The organism is Rhizobium sp. BK377 (genome assembly GCF_014193935.1).
Lineage (GTDB): Bacteria > Pseudomonadota > Alphaproteobacteria > Rhizobiales > Rhizobiaceae > Rhizobium.
The window spans coordinates 309,275-331,688 of sequence record NZ_JACIAC010000007.1 but is presented as its reverse complement, the minus strand read 5'-3'; the positions used below and the strand labels follow the sequence as shown (position 1 = coordinate 331,688).

17 protein-coding genes and 3 pseudogenes are annotated in these 22,414 nt (G+C 56.7%); 15 read left to right on the top strand and 5 right to left on the bottom strand.

Features of this window, described 5'->3' with window-relative positions; translation table 11 throughout:
- The 6 genes and pseudogenes from FHT92_RS25340 to FHT92_RS25310 all read left to right on the top strand — a co-directional run.
- Window positions 1–930, top strand: a 930-nt coding sequence (locus FHT92_RS25340) for a hypothetical protein (protein WP_183830482.1), incomplete at its 5' end; no start/stop codon positions are given.
- 218 nt (window positions 931–1,148) lie between these two features.
- Window positions 1,149–1,577: pseudogene (locus FHT92_RS25335) on the top strand (ABC-2 family transporter protein); the annotation flags it as partial.
- A 24-nt stretch (window positions 1,578–1,601) separates the two neighbouring features.
- Window positions 1,602–2,079 (top strand): annotated as a pseudogene (locus FHT92_RS25330) (NUDIX hydrolase).
- Between the two features lie 18 nt (window positions 2,080–2,097).
- Entirely contained in the window at window positions 2,098–2,664 is a 567-nt protein-coding gene (locus FHT92_RS25325; RefSeq protein ID WP_183830479.1) for an AAA family ATPase, read from the top strand.
- A 37-nt stretch (window positions 2,665–2,701) separates the two neighbouring features.
- Window positions 2,702–3,556 carry a bifunctional NUDIX hydrolase family protein/GNAT family N-acetyltransferase gene (locus tag FHT92_RS29515; protein ID WP_246735550.1) on the top strand — a complete coding sequence of 285 codons (855 nt, stop codon included), beginning with the start codon at window positions 2,702–2,704 and terminating at the stop codon, window positions 3,554–3,556.
- A gap of 102 nt (window positions 3,557–3,658) precedes the next feature.
- Window positions 3,659–4,444, top strand: a complete 786-nt coding sequence (locus tag FHT92_RS25310) for an SDR family NAD(P)-dependent oxidoreductase (RefSeq protein ID WP_210278590.1) — start codon at window positions 3,659–3,661, stop codon at window positions 4,442–4,444.
- A 94-nt stretch (window positions 4,445–4,538) separates the two neighbouring features.
- On the opposite strand, the pseudogene FHT92_RS29885 reads toward FHT92_RS25310, so the two are convergent.
- Window positions 4,539–4,679 (bottom strand): annotated as a pseudogene (locus FHT92_RS29885) (DUF6719 family protein); the annotation flags it as partial.
- A 78-nt stretch (window positions 4,680–4,757) separates the two neighbouring features.
- The gene (locus FHT92_RS25305; protein WP_246735549.1) at window positions 4,758–4,964 is read right to left on the bottom strand and encodes a DUF982 domain-containing protein; all 207 of its coding nucleotides are present in this window, start codon (window positions 4,962–4,964) and stop codon (window positions 4,758–4,760) included.
- A 261-nt stretch (window positions 4,965–5,225) separates the two neighbouring features.
- Here FHT92_RS25305 and FHT92_RS25300 point away from each other — a divergent pair, with 261 nt between their 5' ends.
- From FHT92_RS25300 to FHT92_RS25275, 5 genes are all read left to right on the top strand, one after another.
- Window positions 5,226–5,672 (top strand): NUDIX hydrolase, encoded by a 447-nt coding sequence (locus FHT92_RS25300; protein ID WP_183830477.1) that lies wholly within the window; start codon window positions 5,226–5,228, stop codon window positions 5,670–5,672.
- A gap of 25 nt (window positions 5,673–5,697) precedes the next feature.
- Window positions 5,698–6,057: a VOC family protein gene (locus FHT92_RS25295; RefSeq protein WP_210278589.1), complete on the top strand. Its 360-nt coding sequence runs from the start codon at window positions 5,698–5,700 to the stop codon at window positions 6,055–6,057.
- 838 nt (window positions 6,058–6,895) lie between these two features.
- On the top strand, window positions 6,896–7,279 hold the full coding sequence (locus FHT92_RS25285) for a DUF3592 domain-containing protein (RefSeq protein ID WP_183830458.1): 384 nt from the start codon (window positions 6,896–6,898) through the stop codon (window positions 7,277–7,279).
- Window positions 7,280–8,154: 875 nt separating this feature from the next.
- Complete coding sequence (locus tag FHT92_RS25280) at window positions 8,155–8,700, top strand: AAA family ATPase (RefSeq protein ID WP_312858788.1); 546 nt, start codon at window positions 8,155–8,157, stop codon at window positions 8,698–8,700.
- Between the two features lie 282 nt (window positions 8,701–8,982).
- Window positions 8,983–10,008, top strand: coding sequence for a hypothetical protein (locus FHT92_RS25275; RefSeq protein ID WP_183830455.1), 1,026 nt, complete (start codon window positions 8,983–8,985; stop codon window positions 10,006–10,008).
- 720 nt (window positions 10,009–10,728) lie between these two features.
- Here FHT92_RS25275 and FHT92_RS25270 read toward each other — a convergent pair.
- The gene (locus FHT92_RS25270; protein WP_183830452.1) at window positions 10,729–11,619 is read right to left on the bottom strand and encodes a LysR family transcriptional regulator; all 891 of its coding nucleotides are present in this window, start codon (window positions 11,617–11,619) and stop codon (window positions 10,729–10,731) included.
- A gap of 120 nt (window positions 11,620–11,739) precedes the next feature.
- Between FHT92_RS25270 and FHT92_RS25265 the strand changes: the two genes are divergently transcribed.
- The 3 genes from FHT92_RS25265 to FHT92_RS25255 all read left to right on the top strand — a co-directional run bounded on the left by FHT92_RS25265 (window position 11,740) and on the right by FHT92_RS25255 (window position 15,837).
- Complete coding sequence (locus FHT92_RS25265) at window positions 11,740–12,003, top strand: helix-turn-helix transcriptional regulator (protein ID WP_183830449.1); 264 nt, start codon at window positions 11,740–11,742, stop codon at window positions 12,001–12,003.
- A gap of 339 nt (window positions 12,004–12,342) precedes the next feature.
- Window positions 12,343–13,353: an AAA family ATPase gene (locus FHT92_RS25260; protein ID WP_210278588.1), complete on the top strand. Its 1,011-nt coding sequence runs from the start codon at window positions 12,343–12,345 to the stop codon at window positions 13,351–13,353.
- A 3-nt stretch (window positions 13,354–13,356) separates the two neighbouring features.
- On the top strand, window positions 13,357–15,837 hold the full coding sequence (locus FHT92_RS25255) for a S8 family peptidase (RefSeq protein ID WP_183830446.1): 2,481 nt from the start codon (window positions 13,357–13,359) through the stop codon (window positions 15,835–15,837).
- Window positions 15,838–16,070: 233 nt separating this feature from the next.
- Here FHT92_RS25255 and FHT92_RS25250 read toward each other — a convergent pair whose 3' ends face one another.
- Window positions 16,071–17,147, bottom strand: a complete 1,077-nt coding sequence (locus FHT92_RS25250) for a hypothetical protein (protein ID WP_183830443.1) — start codon at window positions 17,145–17,147, stop codon at window positions 16,071–16,073.
- Between the two features lie 229 nt (window positions 17,148–17,376).
- On the opposite strand from FHT92_RS25250, the gene FHT92_RS25245 reads away from it, so the two are divergent.
- Window positions 17,377–19,503 (top strand): hypothetical protein, encoded by a 2,127-nt coding sequence (locus FHT92_RS25245; protein ID WP_183830440.1) that lies wholly within the window; start codon window positions 17,377–17,379, stop codon window positions 19,501–19,503.
- Between the two features lie 184 nt (window positions 19,504–19,687).
- On the opposite strand, the gene FHT92_RS25240 is transcribed toward FHT92_RS25245, so the two are convergent.
- A complete protein-coding gene (locus tag FHT92_RS25240) occupies window positions 19,688–22,276 on the bottom strand; it encodes a DEAD/DEAH box helicase (RefSeq protein ID WP_183830438.1) in 2,589 nt (862 codons plus the stop codon).
- Between the last annotated feature and the right edge of the window lie 138 nt (window positions 22,277–22,414).

The window sequence follows — 22,414 nt, the reverse complement described above, 5'->3', positions numbered from 1 at the left end:
ATCTCCGGAACGGCGACGGCACAGTATGAGACGCCATCCTATATGGATTTCTTCATGCTGTTGGATAACACACCCTCGATGGGTGTTGCAGCCACCGCGGCTGACATTACCGCCATGAAAAAGGCGACAGCAAACGGCCATGATGGCGGCAAAGATAAAAACTGCGCGTTTGCATGCCATATCGTTTCTGAACAGGGCGTAGAGGATAAGAAGAGCTATTATAACGTCGCACGTAATAACGGCGTCACAATCCGTATCGACGTCGTAGCCGCGGCCGTCAAAGCCTTGATGGCCAAGGCTAAGGACACGCAATCCATGCCGAATCAATTTCGTGTCGCAGCATATACGTTCGGGAAAACGGCCCAGGACGCGAAGGATGCGAAGCTCTTTAAGGTCTCCGACCTAGACTACAACCTCAGCGCGGTGGCAGTCGCGACGGACACGATAAAGCTGATGAGCATTCCCTATCAGAACTACTACAACGATCAGCAGACGAGCTTTGACGGAGCCTTAAAAAGTATCGAAAGCGAGATAACGGGCAATATCGGCAAGGGTACGAGCAATGCCGATCGCCAGAAGATCGTATTCTTCGTGGCCGATGGCGTCGGGGACAGCTATAAGGCTGCAGGCTGCACCAGCCCGAAGGGATCGAACGGCGGGCGGTGCATCGAACCGATAGACACGACGTATTGCAAGAAGCTCAAAGATCGCGGCATCAAAGTTGCTGTTCTCTACACGACGTATCTGCCCTTGCCTGACAACGGTTTTTATAATGACTGGGTCAAGCCCTTCGAGACAAAAATAGCGGCGAAGATGCAAGAGTGCGCTTCCCCAGGGTTCTATTTCGCGGTTAGTCCAACCGAGGGTATTGAGGAGGCTATGAAGGCCTTGTTCCTGAAGATCGTCAGCTCGCCTCGGATAACGAGTTAAGACCAGCCGCAGCGGACAATGCTTCCTAGTTGGGAGTTTGTGGCGGGCGCTCCATTTTTTTCGAACCTTTCGACGCCGGGCGCAAATGGAACGGACGTCAAGGCAGGGGGTGGGCAGTAATGGCGAATGTCAATCGGCTTGGTAACGGGACCCCTTATCGGCTCCCAATTGGACGCCGATCACCCCAAATGCGGGGTCCTTAATCCATGCCTAATCACATCGCGGTGGCACTGATGGCCTGGGCCGTTCTATCCGTCGACTTCGCCTGGTCTGTCTGGTCCGGCTCGTTCCTAATTGCCGCGCTCATCAGCGCGACGCTGCTGACCGCTGCCCTCATTACCATGATCGGCGCTACGGCGTTGATCTGGGTGCGCTCCAACCATCTTTTCTCGATCTTCTTCGGATTTTGGGAATTGACGCGCTACCCCCTCAATATTTTTCCGGGCAGCATTCAGACCATCCTCATAACCGCGGTGCCATTGGCCCTCACCAGCTCGGTCCCCGTCGGCGCCCTGCTCGGCAAACCCATCGCGATTCTCGGAGACTGGGCCGGACTTGTCGCCCTTGCAGCCGGTCCGATTTGGGTGCTCATAGCAATCACTTACTGGCGCTATGCCACCGGCAAATACCAGGGCGCCGGAGGCTGATGCTTAAAGCTTAGAACTGCCACCGTGATTGAAATTCCGATCCGATGCTTTGCGGTATCTGTCGTCCTTCTACGCAGGGTGTCCGCGGGATGCGAAGTGTTGCTTCTGCGCCGGAATCATACTCTGGTTGGCGAATGGTGCCAGATCGCCGGCGCGATCGAAGAGGGTGAAAAAGCATGGGAAGCGGCGCTGCGCGAAGTGAACGAGGAGACAAATCTCACCTGCGACCCTTCTGTATTCCGCAGACATTTGTGAGCAGTTCTACGAGGCCGATCGTGATGCCATCAGCATGTTACCGGTCTTTGTCGGCTTCGTGGATACTGATGCGGCTGTTGTCATCAATCACGAACACAGCGAATTTCGATGGGTATCGTTCGAGGCGGCCTTGGCGATGGTGCCATTTGCAGGACAGCGCCATGTGCTGAAGCACGTGGAGGCCGAATTTGTGTTGCATGAGCCGGTTCAGCATCTCTTGATCAAGGCTGCTTTCCGGCGATCCTGACGGGCAAGGGTATTTGTGATGCCTCGATACGTGTCTTTGAACGAAGCGGCGGCGAAATTGGCGAGAGCTAATCGAATTCTTGTCATCGGCTGCTCTGGAGGCGGGAAGACGACCTTTTCCCAGAAGATCGCGAATTTGTTTGGTCTGGAATTTCAGTCACTGGACAGGGATGTCAGGTGGCTGCCTGGGTGGAAAGAGCGCGCCCGTGAGGAGCAAAGGACACTCATCGCCGAAATGGCGCAGCGGAGCCGATGGGTAATGGACGGCAGTGGGGCATCATCTTTCGATCTCAGACTACCGCAAACTGATCTGGTTCTGTGGGTGCGTGTTCCCCGGCGGGTCGCCTTATTCGGACTGGCAAGACGAGTTGCCCGCTTCTACGGTTCAGTGCGACCAGCCATGGCGCCGGATTGCCCTGAACGATTGCCAGACCGGGAGTTCCTTTCCTATATCTGGAATTTCGAGAAGAAGTACGCGCCGATCTTCATTCAAAGTATTGACCAGCATGGGCCAAATGTCCCGGTGGCGGTGCTCCGCTCCCATCGGGAGATGGCCAGACTGTTACAGATTTCATCAAATTTCTGACTTTCGGTCGATAAGGAACCACACATGGAGGGACGCTTTGATTGAGAAAGCCTTGGTCTACGGCACCACGTCTCGCGGTCTTCTGGTATTCGATGAACCCGATTTTCCTGAAGTTCCCATACAAGTGCCGGGAGGCACAGTCGAAGCGGGGGAGCAGGTGATTGATGCCGCCCGTCGTGAATTCGGCGAGGAAACCGGGCTGTTGGACCGAACGGGGTTTCGGATCCTGGGCGACAGTTATCGCACATTCGAGCGAGACGGGCTGCATCTTGATCTCCACCGCACCTACTTTCATTTGCCGCTTGAAGAAGATCTCCCGGATGGTTGGCACCATTTCGAGACTACGCCGTCGGGCGGTGGCGCGCCTATCCTATTTCGGTTTTTCTGGATCGACATCGCATCGGCGCGGGCACGCCTCGACCTTGGCACCGGAGAAATGCTCGATCGATTACCGCCCATGGGGAGCTACGAGCTGGTTCTGGTCGAAAGCGCGGCGGACCAATCCGCCTATCACAGGATACGGCGGACGGTGCTGTTCGAGGCCAGGGGGCGTTTCGACTATATTCCCGACGGGCCGGAGGAGATCAAAGAGCAAAATCTGTCTCTGATTTTGAAGTTTGATGGACAGGCAATAGGAACCGTTCGGCTCGATCAGAAATCGGGTGGAAGGGCAATTGTGCGTCTTGTGGCGATAACGGCCGACTTCCAAAATCAGGGTCACGGGAGAGCCCTCATGACGCATCTTGAACGCCTGGCTCTTTCACTCGGCATCAATGAGCTTCTGGTGCACTCGGCTCCCGATGCGGCCGGCTTCTATCAGAAACTCGGGTTCGCAGCTTTTGAATTCGAAGCCGGAAATATTGAAAGTGTGCAGTTGCACAAAGTGATCTAGCTATCCGTTTTTGCCGCAGAGATCCTGCTTTTGAACGTTGCAAAAGTCTGCGTATCATCTCATGCAAAGAGCGGGATTTTTGCGACAACAGGAGACTGGTGTATGGCGCCTGAACTGCCGCCAAAAAGATACCCTGAAATGAAAGGCAAGATTGCTCTTGTCACGGGTGGCAGCACAGGAATTGGGCTGGCGACAGCGCAAGCCTTCGCGCGCGAAGGCGCAATCGTCATCATTGCCAGCCGCAATGAAAAGCGGGCGAAGCAAGCCCTAACTACGCTCGCGGACGATGGTCGTGGGAGCTGGGCGCAGTGCGATGTGACGGACGGCCGCGACGTTGAGAGGCTTATATCTTCGATACTAAAAGAGCATGGGCAGATCGACTACGCCTTCAACAACGCTGGCAGCGGGGGGAAAATGTCTCCGATAGCGAGCATGAGTGAAGATGCGTGGGGTAAGACGATCAACGGCTATCTGACGTCCGTTTTCCTCTGCATGCGCTATCAGTTGCCCGCCATGCTCAAAACCGGACGCGGTGTCATCGTCAATAATTCATCGGTCGATGGATTGCGAGGCTATCCCCTTGTAGGAGGGGCTGCATATGCCGCTGCCAAGCACGGAGTGTTGGGTTTGACGCGGAGCGCGGCGCTCGAACACGCCAAGGACGGCGTGCGGATTACCGCGATTTGCCCCGGTTGGATTGGCACGCCGCCGGTCAAGAATTTTATTACGAAGAACGAGGAAATCGGCACTCAAATCATAGGGCAAGAGCCCATCGGCCGGCTTGGAACACCTGTTGAAGTCGCCAACGGGGTTCTCTGGCTCTGCTCCGAAGCAGCTTCCTTTATGCTCGGTAGTCCGCTCGTCCTCGATGGCGGTTACATGGCGTAGTATTGCGGAAATCCTGAAACCCGCTGAATGGCAGACAATCGCGCGCAAGACTCGAGCCAGCCCCGCCCGTCGGACGGCGGGAATAATGCATTGCTCAACGAAACTTTGGTACACATTCCACTTCATTGGGTTGAGCAAAGCCCCCGCCCGTGACGAGCTTCATCTCCGAGGGCGGGCATGAATCGTCCGTGACGATTACCTGTTGCCCTTGCCTGAGCGCGCCCTTGTCAGGAACCTTGTCAACAAGCGGGGGCCCGCAACATTAGTTGCTCGAACTCGCGATTGTTGGGAGAATAATATAGGCGCGGATGCTTTAATGAATTGAGGCAACTGCGCCAACACCGGCTTCATTGGCCGCTCGAAGGATCGCACTTCTCAGCTCGTCGCTGCTGGCTTTCCCCCTCATAACGCCGAGAAACGCTTTCACTGCGGTTAGAAACTCCTCGCCATCATCTGATGGCCACTCCTTCGCCCAGTTCCGCGTTCTGGTGACGCGCCGTCCCAAAAGACACGACCGCATACCGCTCCGCGTCGCTGAACATCCGGCGACAGCGTCGGCCGCTCAAGGAACAGTTCTTGGCGGAAGGCAGACTGGTCGTTCTACTTCCGACGTTCTGGGCCCGGCAAACTGCTGATATCGGCCCGTGTTGCCCAATTGACGATAGCAGCGCCGAGGGTAAGCTGCTTGCGTCGGATTCTTCCGAGCCCAACCGTCCGACCGACGTTATACGCGACAGAAGTCTTCGTTTGGTCCTGGACCCTGTCATCAGGAGCGCATGGGATGAGGCCTATCGTTGGGGCAATGGCAATCGTCTTTCGTCGCGAAGAAATTCTGATGATCCGTCGTGCCAAGGACCCGGAAGCGGGCCTGTGGAGTTTACCAGCAGGAAAGATCGAGCTTGGTGAAACGATGCAGGCGGCGGCGGTGCGCGAACTCGCTGAGGAGACAGCGGTCGTAGCTGTGGCGCAACGGGTTCTCGCGCCGGTCGAGGCAATGGAACGCGATGAAGCGGGCCGGATCAAATATCATATTGTGATCACGCCGGTACTGTGCGTCTGGACGTCAGGGGAGCCGTTTGCAGGTGATGACGCGGCGGAGGCGAGATGGGTCAAGCTGGCAGATGTCAACCAACTCAATCTCGTTTCAAGCTTCAATTTGGCGAGGTTGATCGCGCTAGCTGCAGCACCGGAGGGCGGATGCGCGAACAAGCCGTTGCCTTGGGGCTGATGCGTGATCTCGAATGGAGGCTAATTTGCAAATCATCGGCATAGACCACATCCAGATCGCGATGCCGCCGGGCGAGGAAGACGCAGCTCGCGCCTTCTACGGAAGACTACTTGGGCTTCGAGAGGTTGCAAAGCCAACACACCTGGCTACGAGAGGAGGGTGTTGGTTCGAGGGAGACGGCGTCAAAATCCATCTTGGTATCGATGCGGACTTCGCCCCAGCACGAAAGGCGCATCCCGGCCTGCTTGTCCGTGATCTGGCCCAGCTCGTCGAACGACTGGAAGAGGCGGGATTCAGGACGGTCATCGATCAGCCGCTTGACGGCTACAATCGCCGGTACGTCAGTGATCCCTTCGGCAACAGGTTGGAATTCATGGAACGCTAACGTGCTCGGTTCTTGAACCGGGCGACATTATGAGATCAAGCGGGGCCGATGGAAAGCGAGATGCCGAGTGATTCAGATATTCGACCCCGACCGAGGAAGATATCGCGGGCGTGGCGCGGTGGTCACCTAAGCCTGGCCATCAACATTCACTGGTCCACATGGTCCTGGATTGAAAACGGGATCGGCGCGAGGTCGAAACGGAAAAGACCGAGATGACGAGTTGATCGATTGCACGTAGTCTGGCTGTATGAGAACCCCGGACCTTCCCCCTGATCTGACATTTCGAAAGCTCACTCCAACGGCCGAGGAAATTGAGTTCTCGTTCCAGGTGAAGAAGCAGGCGCTCGGTCCCCACATACTATACCAGTGGGGATGGGATGAAGAGTTCCAGCGCAAAGTTCACCACCAGCGACTGCGTGAAAAGCCATCGCGAAGCCGCGCGAGGTGACAGGCCGTTGGGCAGTGCCAAGCGGGACTTCGAGACAATACATGTCGGGAAGACATATGACATCCATTTGCGATCCGAGGACGGTGCTGAGGCAAACATCGAAAAACTACTCGTCGCGTGGAGAAATGGCGGCCGCTCCTCAAGTTTCGTCGAACTGAAGTCCGCTTAGGGCAGACGGGCGACCAACTGCTCTTCAGGAAGCTGACGGCACTGGTCACGGCCAACCCATTCGGCATCCCATTGTGAGTTGTCCTTTCCAGTATTCTGGTGGGCCCTCTCTCGATATTCATCAGATCCCCACCGCCCCATCATCTTATGCTGCTCACGCCTTGGCAGGACAGTGCCGGCGTATTACGGTCTCCTACAAAGGTAGGGACGCGAGCGCGATAAATGTACGAAGCTCTATGGATATTTTCTATCATTGCATTCCCGTTGATCCTCTTCGGCCTGCGAATTCGTGAGATCTACCTTTCGAAACGATGGCGGTCTGCAACCGCTAAGGTTACCGCTTGCTACTCAGCAGCCATCGTGGATGTTGATAGCTTGTTCGTTGATGTTGAATTTGTTCTCGACGGCGTGCGCCATCAAAAGACTGAGGTTAACACGCGTCAGATGTGCCGGGACGGATTCGAGCCTGGGTCTCTTGTTGCAGTATTAGTCAATCCGAATGACCCCAGGCAGGTTGCCCTAGACAAGCGTGACACCAATTTCCTGGATGCTTGGGCGAGGTCTTTTGTCACGCGCTTTTTGCCGACCTCACCGGGACCGATCTGATTCCCACCCCATCATCATTTTCTTCGTAAAGTGGCGACCCGCTATAATTTTCTAAGAACTCGGGGAACGCGCTACGGAGTTTAGGCAGACGAATTGCGCCTGACTGTCATGCCACCGCCGCCTCGTCAAATGATGACTTTACTCGTTGGTGTTCGCCACGTTTGGGATAAACTCCATGAAGTCATGGCTGTCCATCACGTTTGAACAACGCCGTTCGGGTGGATGAAAATGACGAGCCAATGTGTGCTGTCGATCTGGAATGCAATGTGGGACCCGTTCATGGATCACCTCCTGATTGCCAGGAGTTCCGCACGTCGTCGGTAGTAGGTCGAACCCCGCATAGGGGGAAAAGGAGCCCGCCGGAGCGGGCTAGTCGGGGTAACAACAGGAGAGCGGACCGCGCGGCGAGGGCCACGAGTTGAGCGGCTGGCAATCCACGGCAGCTATGTCCGCGGAGCAGACCTTCCTTATAGCGTCGCCATCCGCTCCGGACAGGCTTAGCAACCCCGACCAGCACGCCTGACCGGGGGCAGCCTTTAAGCCCTTGTTGCATTACATTAGAAGTCACAACGACCAGTAAGGAAGCCCCTTCAACCGTTGTCGCAAGCAACCGGATATTGGTGTAGGCCACCACCAGAGAACCGCCGGCAAGAGCAACTGATTGCTTATCAGCGCGACCAAAAGCCAGAGATCCCGTGTCCAGGCATGTCGGATCCTGCTGGAGGAGGAAGTGAAGTTGACGAGAGCCCGCAGGAGTACGATCCGTTAAGGCGGCGCCACCGCGGTGCCGCACTAACGGGACGGCTGGTTGCATCAGTTGATGCTAATATCGTTTCATAATCTTCTACGTAACTGCATCTGCGGGAGAAAAAGCTGTGTTTCCTGTCCAGGAAGAACAACTTCAACGGATATTGATCTTCGGAAATGCAGGGACAGGTAAAAGCTGGCTCGCGCGTCAGATCGGTGTCTTGATCGGCCGTACAGCAATTCATCTCGACGACATGCGGTGGGTTCCCGGTCACTATGGGGTAGCGCGGAACAATCGCCTCGTATTCAACAAGGTCGTTGAAGCTGTACAAGCAGAAGCCTGGTTGATGGAAGGGGTCTATGGCTGGCTTGCGGAAGGTGTGCTGGGTCGAGCGACGACCTTAGTCTGGATCGACCTACCCGAAGATGAGTGCGTGGCGAATGTAACAGCTAGAGGCATTCAAGGCGGCGGCAGCGAGGAAAATTTCAAAGAACTAGTCGAGTGGATCAAAGAATATCGCCGGCGCGAGAACTCATCGACTTCCTATTCTGGGCATCAAAAGCTGTTCAATGAATATGTGGGGTCCAAGACACTTCTCGCGAACCGGGCCGAGATCGCAGCATTTGTCGAGAATATTCGTGCGATGACTGCTTATAGCCGACAGGAGACTTAGAAGCGCATCACCCTGAGTTATAATTCCACAGCAGAAGACCTGCGATGTGGCTCTGCCTATGGCCGTTGACGATGACTTTAAGCGTGCGGGTCAAACCCGACGATCAAATGTCGCGCTACCGCACGACCTTCGCCTCCGATGTAAGATCTCAGTTAGAGACTTTGGAGTATCTTCTCTCACGAAAACAATAAAAAGAGTGCATAACTCATAAACGCGCCGACCGCTGATTGAAATCACATAATAAAGAACGCAACCTCTCTAAGCGAGCTTGGAGGGCGCGCCATGAAGAAGTTTGCTATTTCCGCGATAACGGCAACAAGCTTGGCGGGATGTAACACTATCCCACCGTTTGAACTTGGGATGAGCGACAAGACATATGGCACACCTATAGTGCGCATCGCTTCTATTATGGCAAATCTTAAATGCGAGTTGTGGAATGCAGCAAATGACAAATCGCCGCTACCGCAATTCGAAAACGACATCTCTCTCAAACTCGAAAGGCACCCGCAGCCAACACCTGAGAGGGAGTTCAATCTCAGGAACATTTTCGCTGCTATCGAATATGTAGGCGAGATCGAACTGATGATCGACGCCGAGCAAACCGCCGGCAGCAACCCATCGCTATCGTTTCCCGGACTCGGCTCCGGCTCCCATCCGCTCACGATCGGAGTTGACTCTGGAGTAAGCGAGAAAGGGCATCGAGCGAACACGACGTATCATTCCGTAGATTTCGAACGACTCGTGGAAGGTACCGAGCAACCAGCTGCTACCCCGCCGAGCCAACCATGTGGCCGCGGAACCGAACTACAAGGTCCACTTGGGATTAAAGACAATCTGCAAATGGGGATTGTCGCCTCGAGTATGAACGATATTTCCGTGTGGCCTAAAAACGCCTCAAATCCGGGCGTGTCAAAGGATGTCGGGGTTGGATCGCAATACACAGTAGGCCAGATCCACGCGGTTATTGATTTCACCACAACGACCCACATAAGCGGGGGGCCGAATTGGGAGCTCACCCATTTTATCGGGCCTAACGGCAGCGAGGGCCTATTCAATCACAAACGACAGGCCCTGAATCAGGTGTCGTTCACGTTCCTTCCGATCTGTATCAGGAACGGGTTCAAAGGCGTAAAGAGCGGGTCGCGTTGGAGTTACACTCCACCTTTGCCTCAGGGAACGCCGGCCTGGGCAAACTACCTTCCGCCCTGCAGCCTGCCCGGGGTTCAGCAAAGTAAAGCGTCCGCCCTCGGGGCTGCGCACGACACAAACATCAGATCGATGGACAGCATCCGGCTACGCTCCTTCTAAGGAGCGTGCCAACCGACCCAGCCAAGTCGCTCCCCCCTAACGACCGCTTCAGCGTTCTCAAGCGAAGAAAATGAAAGCTCGCTCGTTTAACAGGTGATGCTTTTCCAACGTGCCTGAGCCTCCTGACAGCGAATGAAGCAGTCAAGGTCATCTCGTGGGACGTCTGGCGGCGATATCTCGTCCATGCCAAAAGATGATCTTACATCGGAAATGGGTCAATAGACGGTCGGTATGCACAGATACGGCGGCAGCCCACACCGGCCAGCCCCCTCAGAGGTAAGAGGTTAACCGTCCATCCTTCCGTCACCCGGCTTCAGGATAATCTCCACATCGCCTTCGAGGACGATGTGCAGCGTCCTGATCATGTCTGCGGCGTTGTCTTCGGCTGGTACGACAACGAATTCGGCCTTGCGACGCGAATGCTCGACGTCGCAGCGCCCCTAGGACGCGCACCCGGTTAACCCCCCGCTCGATCCGGCAGGATCGACCGACAGATAAAGAAGCATATCGGAGCTTTCAGCATAGCGATCGCACCATAGGTGCGGGAAAGCGGGAATTCGCGTCACACGAGGGCGTGAAGACGGGCAGCCGCAGGAGCGTCAGCGTGAGCGGTCCTCAGGAGACACGGGACCGACTGCCCCGCGACCGAGTGTTCCGTTTCCCGGCCGACGTCGCACCTGGTGGCGCTCCCGATACCAGACGTCCGGCCCTCTCCTGCCCTCACCTCCCTGGCCGCACCAGCGACCGGGCAATATCGATGATGTCGTCACGGCCGGCAGTCGGATCCTCCCGGTTCCAGGCGACGCCAAGCCCGATCTTAAAATCGACTCCCCTCACCTTCTTGAGCTCAAAGCCGCGGTTCGGCAGATCCTGCGTCCATTCCGGCACGAAGCCGATGCCAAGGCCGGCAGAGACCAGTGACACCAGCGAGAAGGTGTCATCACAGGTGTAAGCGACATTGTCCGTCAGATCATGCTCCTCGAACTTTTCCGCGAAATAGCGCTCGCTGTAGGAGAGGTTCTGACGGGAAAAGGAGATGATCTTTTCGCTTCGCAGATCCTCCAGATCGATCTCGCTCTTCAATGACAGCGGGCTCTGTTTGGCCACCGCCAGCAGATAGCGTTCATGGGCAATCGAGAAGAAGCGCAACGAGCCGATATTCTCCACCGGCCTGATGAAGCCGAGATTGATGCGGCCCGCCTCGATATGGCGGATGATGTCATCGGTGGTGCCGCTTTCGATATGCATGCGGATATCGGGATATTTGCGGCCGATGCGAGACAGGAAGGACGGCAGCACGCCGATCGTGGCAGGATAGACGGTACCGATGGCAATCCTGCGCGCCGACCTCCCGCCAACCGAGCGGGCGATCTCCCGCGACAAATCGACTTCGCTCAGGATCCGAACGGACCGCTCATAGAACGCCGCCCCTGCCCGTGTCAGCTCCACCCGCCTCGTCGAGCGGAGGAAGAGCTGCACGCCGAGTTCCTTCTCCAATGCCAGGATCGCGTCTGACAGGCCAGGCTGGGTGATACTCACCTTGGTTGCGGCTCTGCCGAAATGCAGCTCCTCGGCCACCGCAACGAAGTAGGATAGCTGGCGTAGTTCCATAGGTTTGCCCACCCTGCCCTCGCGAACAGTGACCAATAGCGACGCGCGAGCGACGACGTTGTGATAATATGTCGGTTATATCCCATGGATTAATGCAATGCAAGATGGTGCCCATGGGCTATGGACACTCGCGCGCGCATAGCTTGGAATCTGCGAAACCTTCGCTCCCTGCGGAACATCACCCAGGAGAATCTTGCCGTCGACGCTCAGGTGGACCGGACCGTTATCAGTGATTTGGAGAGAGGAAAGCACAACGCCTCGGTCGATCTGCTGGATAGACTAGCCCTCGCTCTGGCTGCGGATATTTCTGAATTTTTCTCTGAGCCTTCCACCGAGGACCGACCGAAACCGATGCGAGCAGGACGAAAGCCGAAGCAAACATGAGCAGCTTGCTTTCCAACGTTGCAAATGATGGTCGCCTTGAAGGGGTTCGAACCGTCGACCCGTGCATCCGTCAAAATGAAGGCTCTGATTGCAAATAATAAAAAGCTTCGCTTGCAACAAGGTCAACGTTCCTAATATGTTCTGAGCTTGGTTGTCGAGAACGTTGTTGGACGGCTCGAATTTGATGAAGGATCATCTGCGCTACGTCACCAAGCCGACCGTGCCATGCCGAGTAAGGAAATATTGTAGCTTTCATCGCACCATCCCAGTGTGGATGACCTACGCCACCGCCTTATATTGCCGCCCGGTTTTGTATTAGGATGGCTCAACGAAGAGAGAATGACCGTGTCGAACGCCAAGCAAATCCTTGCCATGTTGCGAAGTCGCGCTGAGGGCGACGACGACCTGTTTTTCTCGATTGCTCTCCAGATTGCCGCATCCGAGGCCCGTCAGGGACACAAGACCACCGCTGATGAAATGCGAGCCGAGGTTGATAAGGCCCGAGCCCGCAAATCCCGAGGAGCAAGCGTTGCCATTCCGCTCGGGGCGCCTCGAGGCGATCTCGAAGGACTTCTCGAGCTTCGCGAGCCACGCTTCAAGCTGAAGGACATGGTTCTGGCGCCGGGATTGCTCGACAACCTCGAAGATATGATCCGGCAGCAGAGGAAGCGTGACTGGCTGCGGGAACATGGCCGCACGCCTAATCGCCGGGTTTTGTTCGTCGGGCCGCCGGGTTCGGGCAAGACGATGTCCTCGGAAGCGCTGGCCGGCGAGCTCAACCTGCCATATTACGTGATCAGGCTGGAAGGGCTCATCACCCGCTATATGGGCGAGACCGCAGCAAAGCTCAGGCTAGTTTTCGACGAAACCGCAAAGCGCCGCGGCGTCTACCTCTTTGACGAATTCGACGCGGTTGGTGCGCATCGAACATCGACGAACGATGTCGCCGAGATGCGCCGAGTCCTCAACTCATTCCTGCAATTCATGGAAGAGGGCAATTCGACGGACAGCCTTGTTGTTTGTTCGACCAATCACCCCTCGCTTCTCGATCGAGCGCTGTTGCGTCGATACGATCTGGTTCTTGAGTTTGAAGCGCCAACGGCCGACCAGATCAAGCAAATCATCGTCAAGAACCTCAAGCCGATGACATCGGCCAGGCTCGGCTGGACGAAAATCGTCAAGGCAGCCGATGGTCTCAGCCAATCCGAAATCGTCCGCGCGGCCGATGATGCAGTCAAGACCGCGATCCTTGATGAGCGGAAGACGATTGCAACCGAGGACGTCGTGCAACGTCTTAATCAGCGTCGGGAGATGCGCGACGCATTCCTCGATGAGAAGCGTGTACACTGACCGATGGCAGGCCGATTCACGCTTCCCCACATTGATGTTTCGGCGCTCCATACCGCAAGCCCCTATACCGGCACGGGTAGCGGTGGTTCGAGCGTGCCGCGCATCCGTGCGGAGCATGGACGCAAACTCAGCAACGAACTGGATGTCGCGCTTGCCGCAATTACCGAACTCAGGGGTGCTGATCCTAGACTGGAACCTGCCGCAGGCGGATACGTCGAAGTTGAGTTGCGGCCCGGCACCAGCGCCGACGTTTTAGAATGGAAGAAGCAGGGCATACGCCCGGGGGCGACGAAGGACCGCGATAACGCGCGCACGGTGGCGCTCTATGTTCCGGACAATGCGCGAGAAGCCATCCAGCAGATCCTCCATGATTATCTGTCAGGTCCCCTCTCCCCGAAGGGAAATCCCCCGAACGCCAGCCGCGTGGAGAAAATCGAGGAGATCAGGCGCGCACGCCTGGAAGTCTTCTGGACCGACGACCCTAATGCCCTGCCCGACAATCCTCAGCATCAGATGTGGTGGGCGATCTGGGCGCATCGTGATAATGAAGCGGCCGTTGAGGACGTCTGCCGCCGGCTTTCTCTGCGTGCCGCCTCTTCCGATCGCCGGCTGTATTTCCCGGAAGCGGTCGTCATCCCCGTGCTCGCGCGCCGCGCCGCGATCGAGCTGATGACCTTCGCGACCGGGGTCGTCAGCGAGCTCCGACGCGCGAGCGACAACCCGGTGTTCTTCCTTGAAGACGCCAAGGAAAGCCAAAACGAATGGGTCGACGATCTCGCCGGTCGTATCGTCTGGCCTGGAAACGAGGTTCCTGCCGTCTGCGTCATGGATACGGGAGTCAATCGCGGCCACTCGCTGATCGAGCCGGCACTGGCTGCAGCCGACCAGCACGCAATCGACCGTGACTGGGGCGTCGACGATCATCACAGCCATGGCACGGCTATGGCGGGTCTGGCCCTGCACGGGGATTTGACGGCCGCACTATCCGATCGGTCCGAGCGACGACTGAACCATCGACTCGAATCGGTGAAGCTCCTGCCGCCGCACGATATGGACCCGAATGATCCGCACTCCTACGGCGTGATCAGCCAGACCGCGGTATCGTTGGCAGAGATCGCTGCACCCGAGAGAAGCCGGGTATTCTGTATGGCGGTGACGAACGACAATGTTTCCGGTGCCCGGCCATCGACCTGGAGCGCTGCGATCGACCAAGCCGCGGCCGGCACGATGAATGGCGACGACGACGACGCTCCGAAGCGGTTATTCGTCATTTCTGCCGGCAACGTTCCAGCCGAGATCGAATTTGCTCGGATTTCCCAGCAGGACGATTACCCCGCCGAAGATCCGAGTCAGGCTTGGAACGCCATCACCGTCGGCGGATACACCGATCTCAATCAGATCTCCGACGCGGGCTACGAAGATTGGTCGTGCCTTGCCGGCCCCGGAGAACTCAGCCCTTACAGCCGCACGAGCGTCAACTGGGCTCACGCCCGCGCGCCGATCAAGCCGGAAGTGGTCCTGGAGGCCGGCAATCGCGCACTCAGCCGGGGTCGCCGAGAGGTTCTCAGCCTGGATTCGCTATCACTTCTAACCACTTCGCCGACGACCGGCGCAAATGCCCTCACGGCGTTTCAGGCGACGAGCGCTGCGACCGCACAAGCCGCGCGCATGGTCGCAAGGCTCACGGCCGAGCACCCGAATTATTGGCCGGAAACCATTAGGGCGCTTGTCGTTCATAGCGCCGAATGGACAGAACCAATGCTTGAGCAGTTAAACAGTCCTGCGGGAAAGAAGGACCGGTACCCGCTGATGAGGCGGTTCGGCTATGGGGTACCTGATTTCGACCGCGCATCCGCCTCAGCACAGGACCACCTGGCGCTAATCGCGCAGGCCCATATCCAGCCGTTCCGCTTGAAAGGGCAGCGCGAATTCAACGAATGCCATTATTACCAGCTCCCGCTTCCGGCTGCGATCCTGGAGGATCTGCAGAACACCGTGGTCGAGCTGAAGGTCACGCTGTCATACTTCGTGGATCCCAATCCGGGGTTCTCGGCCAACGTCGATCCACAACGCTATCAATCCTTCGGCCTACGCTTCGACCTCCAGCGCCGCGGTGAGCTCGCCGAACGCTTCAAGCAGCGGGTCAATGCCGCTGAGCGCGAAGATGGTGCGCGGGCGCCAAGTCATCCCGACGATGCCCGATGGATGTTTGGTCCAGGCAGTATTTCGGCAGGTTCCCTGCATTGCGACGTTTGGTCAGGGCCTGCCATCGAGCTGTTGAGCCGTGAGCTGTTGTGCGTGAAGCCGGTGGTTGGCTGGTGGCGCAATCGAGCCGCTAAGGCTGTCGTCAATCGTAAGACGCGCTATTCTTTGGTCGTGACGTTGAAGGCTCCAGGCGTCGAGGTTGATCTCTATAGTGGCGTGATCGCCGCGAAGGCTCGCATTGAGACGACGGTTGCAGCAGAAACAGATATCCTGGTCTAGTCTCGCGACAGAGACTCATAGCGAAGGATGGCTTGCTCTTGAATGATCGGAACCGACGGCCCGCTCATACTAAATTCCTTCCGCGCGAGATTAGAGGCGAACCAAGAACTTGGTCCGGCTGGATTGACTGATCTGCGGCCGATACCGAACCATCCCAAACTCTGGAGATCGGACGGCACTCTCTTCCACACGAGATCAGCGGGCATGCGAGCAAAAATCGCAATTGCGGCCAATTACGATGCCTTTCGCTTCTTTTTTCCAACCGAAACTGTGAGATCAAGAGCGACCTCGTCCTCATCGGACTGAAACTTTCTCCACGCCGCCCATGCCTTTTCATTAGTATGGTGTAGATCTACCTCAAAATAGGCCTTACGAATTCGCTCGATCAATTCATCTAAGGCGCGACGCATTTTCCGTCGGGCCTTGTCGATGTCATCCCAGTCGTCTTGTTGTTCTTTGCGTAAAGGTGCATCCATCGGGTTTGAAAATACCTGCACTTCGTAGTTTGCGGTATGATGGTAGCGGTCATCGTGTGACATTGCGCGTCGCCAACCAGAAGAAAGCTTACCGATCGCTTTTCGTATGGCGGGGTCGTAGACGTAAAAGAGGCTGTTGGTTACGATTGCTGTGAAGCGATCACTGAACCACGCTGCCTTGAATGTGGTTTTGTACGGAAGTTCGTCAATGTAGTCGTCCATTGTCGGCAAGTGGATGTTGGACATCAGCCAGGTGATGTTTCGAACATCGTGATCATGTTGGATTTTTTCCTTCGTCAGTCCCTTCAGCTGTGCGGGTCGTTTAGGATCGCCCGCAATGATCATGTCCACCGCCGTCTTCAAGAAATCCGCCAATGCCTTCCGCTCCGCGGCGCCGCCGGTTTCCGAAAAGCTGTAAGGATGTGCCCGGTGCTGTGCAAAATCAAACGGCATATCGCCCGGAAAGACGCCGTGGGCGGTATTGAAAAGCAGGATGACGCGGTCCCAGCCAAGGTGTGCGACTGCAAATCCCAATTCGTGCGTCACGTTCGGATTGGGACAAGGCCGAGACGACTGTCGCGGAGTGATCGTTGTGATATCAGCGATGAAAATATCACACGCTTCGATCTTTTCCATGATTTTTCCCGCGATGTTCGGGCTGCCGGGGACGTTTCGCGTCGCCTCATCCCTTTCAACCTTGATCGAAGGGCTGGCAGCGCTGATCGCCTCGCAGGCGCTTTTGAGGGCGTCCCGGATGGCATTCAGGTTGGTCTTTTTGGGGCTATCGCTCTGCCAGGAGTAAAACGCTTTGAGCCTTATGGTGGAATTCGCCATTTTTCTGCTTCTAAGGGTGTTGTCGGTGCGTATTGGGATTACGCGCGTCGCCTAGATTTATTGTATCCTCATACACCAGGATAAGGGGATTCCAACCAGCGATCCTGTTGTTATGAAGGCCCCGATCACCAATCTCCTGTAGTGGACCCGCCGCTAGGAAGGTCCTTGACTTCGACTGATCCGTGCATTCAGAACTCGTCTATGGATGAACGCATCCGACGGATCAAAAATGACGCTCGACATTCGCGGAAGTTTGAAGAACACCAAGATCAGCTCGGACGGATATGTTGTCCTCGAAGAACTGATTTCCAATTCAATCGACGCCTTTCTGATAAGGCAACATCTGGATCCCTCCAAGCGGAGCCTCGAAGTATCGATCGAGGTCGACGTCACCGCATCCGGACTATTCGGCGACGGCTCGGACATTTCGATGACCTGCACCGACAATGGATGCGGCTTCGGGGACGATCAGACCGACGCCTTTCTGACCAAGGACACGTCCTACAAGGATGACCTTTCGATCGCGGGGATCGGAAAGTGCAAGGGGGCCGGCCGCATCCAGTATTTCCATCACTTCGAGATGGTCGGAATCCGCAGCACTTATCGCCGCGGCAAGGATATCCTTACGCGCACCCTTCCACTCGCGGCGGGAAGGAAGAAGATCGACCTTGCCGACTTCGTCGTGACCGACGCCAACGCTGATGAAATAGGTACTACCATCCGGCTCGAGAGCCTTAAACAGGCACCCCGCACGCGGCTCTACAAGTCTGAACCGCTCGGCGAGATCTTCTCGGCGGCGAACATGCGGCGCAACATGCTGATCGCGTTCCTGCAGCGGTTGGTCAGCCTAAAGCCGCAACTGGGCGACTTCGTGATCAAGTTCAAAACTCGGTACCCGGAAGGCCTCATTGACCGGAGCAGTCTGAGCGCTGCCGACCTGCCGGACGTGACTGTCGTCAAGCTGGCCGAGGTGGGGGAGCGCGATCCCCGGTCGGGCAGCCCACTGGGAAAGGCGAAACAGTTTACTCTCTCCCACTACAAGCTTGACGCGAAAACCTACGACCTGCCGCGTAACGCCATCTCGTTCTGCGCCAGATCATCGCCTGTGCTCGATATTACCAAGCGCTACTTGCGCACTGCAGCCGAACAAAACCGCCCAGTCGAAGGGTTCCACCATATCGTGCTGGTTGAGGGGGATGTTCTCGATAAGCGCGTAAACGAGCAGCGCGACGGTTTCGACGACATCCCTGAGGAGATCCCAGTGGACGATCTCTTCACCGACGAAACTGTGTCCTTCGACGGGATCTTCGATCAAATCGATCCAATTATCGAGGAAATGGTCACCCCGTCGGGCTGGAGCAAGGAAGACGTCATCAAGGACGTGACCGACAAATTCGGCGTCATCCCGGCGATGCTGACCGACACGGACACGCGGGTCGTCTATGGGGACAGCGCGAAGACCGTTGCGGAACGCGTGCTTAAGAAGTATCAGGAGCGCATAATCGCCGATACAGCGGAAATCTTCGACCTTAGGGCGGAAATCGAGAAGGCCGAGCCGCACTCCGCAGACTTCAGGCACAAGATCCACGAGCTTTCCTGGAAATACACGTCGTCGCTCAAGACATTTGACATGGCCAACCTGTCGCAGCTCGTGGTGCGGCGGGCCGCGATAGTCGAGATCCTCGAGCTGGCCTGCAATCGCGAACTCGCCGTCCAGACGGTGTCGGAGGGCCAGCGCCGTAAGGATGAGCAAATCATCCACAGCATCTTCTTTCCAATGAAGAAGGACACCCACGAGACGTCGGATCACGACATCTGGCTGCTGAGCGAGGAATATCAATATTACGACTACATCGCGTCGGATAAACCGCTGGCCCAGATTGAGTGGAAGGAAGGCGAGAAGCTCTTCGATGCTGATATCGACACCGAGATGGCCACGACCCTGCGCCGCCGTGCCGACGAGAACGCCGCCATGCGGCCGGATATTGCGATCTTTGGCAAGGAAGGCTCCGCGATTATCATTGAATTCAAGGCGCCGGGCGTCAGCATGGATGACCACACGGGTGACCTGTCGGAATACGCTCACCTCCTCGCCGCCAAGTCGACCGGCCGCCTGAAGAAGTTCTACGGATACATCATCGGCGACACACTCAATCCTCTGCGGATGGCCGGGTGGAAGAGGTTCGCCTCAGGTAAAGGCTACTTCCGGACGAGCGACCTGCCAGATCCTGATAGTGGAAGAAACCTCGGCGAACTCTACGCCGAGACACTCTTCTACGACGACGTCGTCGATCGCGCGAGCAAGAGAATTGGGATCTATCGCGACAAACTACGGATCGACTTCACCAAGAAGTAGGCCGGATCTCCACACGATAGGGCATTCTCTAGCCTTTACTCAGCGGCGGGCTGAGCGTGTCCGGCTTCATGTGATCGGTGAGCTCCACCTGGGAGAGACGGCAGCTTTCAGCGGTGGTCAAGGACCGTTGAGCGTCTGGGATGGGCATTGCCGGCGGACGGAGTCGTGTGCTCCATGCTCGCCCTCACAGAACGCTCTGCAAAATGCCGCTCGCGATACGTCCTTTCAGCCATTCGTGAATCTGATCGGCTCCCATCATCGCCTGTTCAAAACGCTCCGCAGCATTTGCTCGCCAGACGAGGTCACCGGCTTGGCCGAAGGTACGTCTTAGATCGCGTAGCGTCCATAACGCCTGTCCCGCCCACGTGCGAAACGATTCTATCTCCCAATATGAGACTGTATGGAGATGCGGTATCGCCCCCGACTTGGCCTTCGTCACAGGCGAAACCAGCACCGGGACGATCGTCGCATTCTCCGGCAGCACGACATGATCTCTGATCCAATTTGGATGCGAGAACGCCTGGCGAGCCTTTGTAGCGTCAAGCACATCGTTGGTCGCGCCAGCATGGTCCTCGAACACGAAGCACAGGTCGTCCGCCACCCACCAGGGGTCAGGTGAAGCGTCATCCTCGCGCTTACCTGCTGTGAAGCCCAGCATCTCGCCCAACCGCACCTGTGCTTGTTCAAATCCATCTTTCGAGGCAAGCCCTTGCAGAATCTCCTGCTCCCGCTTGTTGAAGTCGCGATCTGTCACGGTGCCGAGCCGTTCCAGCACACCCTCCACCCGCTCTATCTGATGCAGTAGCCGTGGGCTGCGGCCAAGGTGCGGCTCATCGCCTGCTTGATACCGCGCCAATTTCACCAACCAGGGTAGGTCCGAAGCCGCACGCTTCGCATGGTTGAAGTGACTGCGGGCCTTGACCCCCAGCGATGCGATGCCTGCACGCTCTCCGTACCAGGCAGCCGATCCGGCTAGATAATGCCAAAGCGCCCGGTAACCTCGCAAGTCGGGATCAGTCAACCCGCCCAAGACGGCTTCCGCAGCCTCGACCGCCCCTTCAAAGTCACTCTGCCAGAGCCGGTTTTGGTACTCAATTTCTCGACCAACGATCGCCTGCAGCTCGCCAAGGGCCGGAAAGGGCTGCTGCACCGCCGTTGCGCGCTTTGCAAGGATATCGTTGTTTGCGGCACCCCAGCGGGCGTCGTTTGCGAGGAAAATATCGAAGTTCTCTATGATGTCGGCCATCGTGGTCCCGACCGACTGCTCGTTGCCAAACTCAAGTTCAGCTTGGAGTTCGGGGTGAAAATGGACGCGCCGCCGTCGATCAGCCAGGTAATCAGGCAGCTCTTCGCCAGAAACAACAACTGCCGAATAGTCCTGAAGCGAGCGGGTGCAGCGTCCGATTGCTTGAAGGACACGCGTCTGTACACGATCGTTGAACAGCTGCGATGCGCCCATCCGGAGCATGATAAAGCGCTCCTGAAGATTGGCGGCTCGGGGGAGTCCTTCAATGAAAAGCAGGCGGCAGTCATTACCGGGAAAGTCGATTCCGTCATAGCGATTGGCGATTACTGCCACTGCCTGAGGCGTCGCGACGAACGGTTGTTTCGATTCCTCGATGTCGTCTGCCGTGAACGTCGCGAATCCGAGATTCGTTCTCACCTCTTCCCGGATCTCGTCAGCTTGCTGATCGCTAGGCACAAGTACGAGACTTCTCCCCGCACGCCGCATGAGGTGCTGGCGCAATGTCGAGACGTCTTCGGCTTCAAGTGAACTATCGGGAAAAATAAAGAACCGACGCCCAATCCCCTGTCGATCCCACCCTTCGGGAACCTGAAGACGTTTTATCGTCCGTCGGCCGGTTAGCCGCTCCAGATCGCCTCCCGCTCCGAGTGTCGCGGACATGAAGATGCGTTGCCGCGCATTTTGGTAGGGAGCGTGTTGCCACGTCGGTGCCAAAAGGGGACGGATGAGCAATTCGGTGGAGGAGATGTAAAGTTGGCATGCGTTGAGATGGCTGCGGACCATCGACCATGCCCATCTGACGTCAAGCTCCTCGGCGTGCTCGTCAACGACCGCTGTCAGCTCATCCCTAATCTCGGCAAATACCGGGGTCGGAAGCTTGTCTACCCAACGTCGGTCCTCTGGTCTACTATCCCATCGTCCCCACAGGCGTGAGAAGTCAAACGGGTCCAGATGCGGACGTAGGACGCCTGTGAGCGCTTCAAATAGGACACGGTGCGGCTGTTTTGTCCGCTGTATCCGGACAGTCCACATTTCACCAATATAGTTCTCTGCGGCATGCGCATCGTCGATGACGATAACGTCGGGGTCCGAGAAGAAGGGACTCGTGTTAAAGAGCGAGTTGTAGGTCGTTACCGCGACACGATCGGCGTTTTGATACTCGGCGCGCGCGCGCGGATCGTAGTCTCGCTTGCTCCCAGTGAACCCATTGATTGTCAGGCCATATTGAGTTCGGGCTTGCTCTACAACCTGGTTCACGAGCTGCTTGGTGGGGCACAGATAAACGACTCGTTCTCTGAATTTGCGCCGGCGCCATTCAGCAATCATTAGGCCGACCAGCGTTTTACCACTTCCCGTTGGCAGCTGCAGCGCAACATCAGGATCGGCGATTGCTTGCGCTGCATAGCTCCGCATAATTTCGCCTTGATGTAGCAAAACACCGGGGATGGTTCGGCGGGGCAGCGTGAGAAGAATCTCTTCCGGACTCGCCGGAACGATTTCGGCCGGGGCAGCGCTTTTGAATGCCATTCTATGTCCTCCTACCACTCCCGCCTTTATCTCAACTCAAAGTGGGTGGCTAGCGGACCCGGCGTTTTTCGGCGAACTCTTTCTGGATGTAGAATACAGTGGGGAACCATATTCCAGAGTCAATCCGATAGGCTTTGC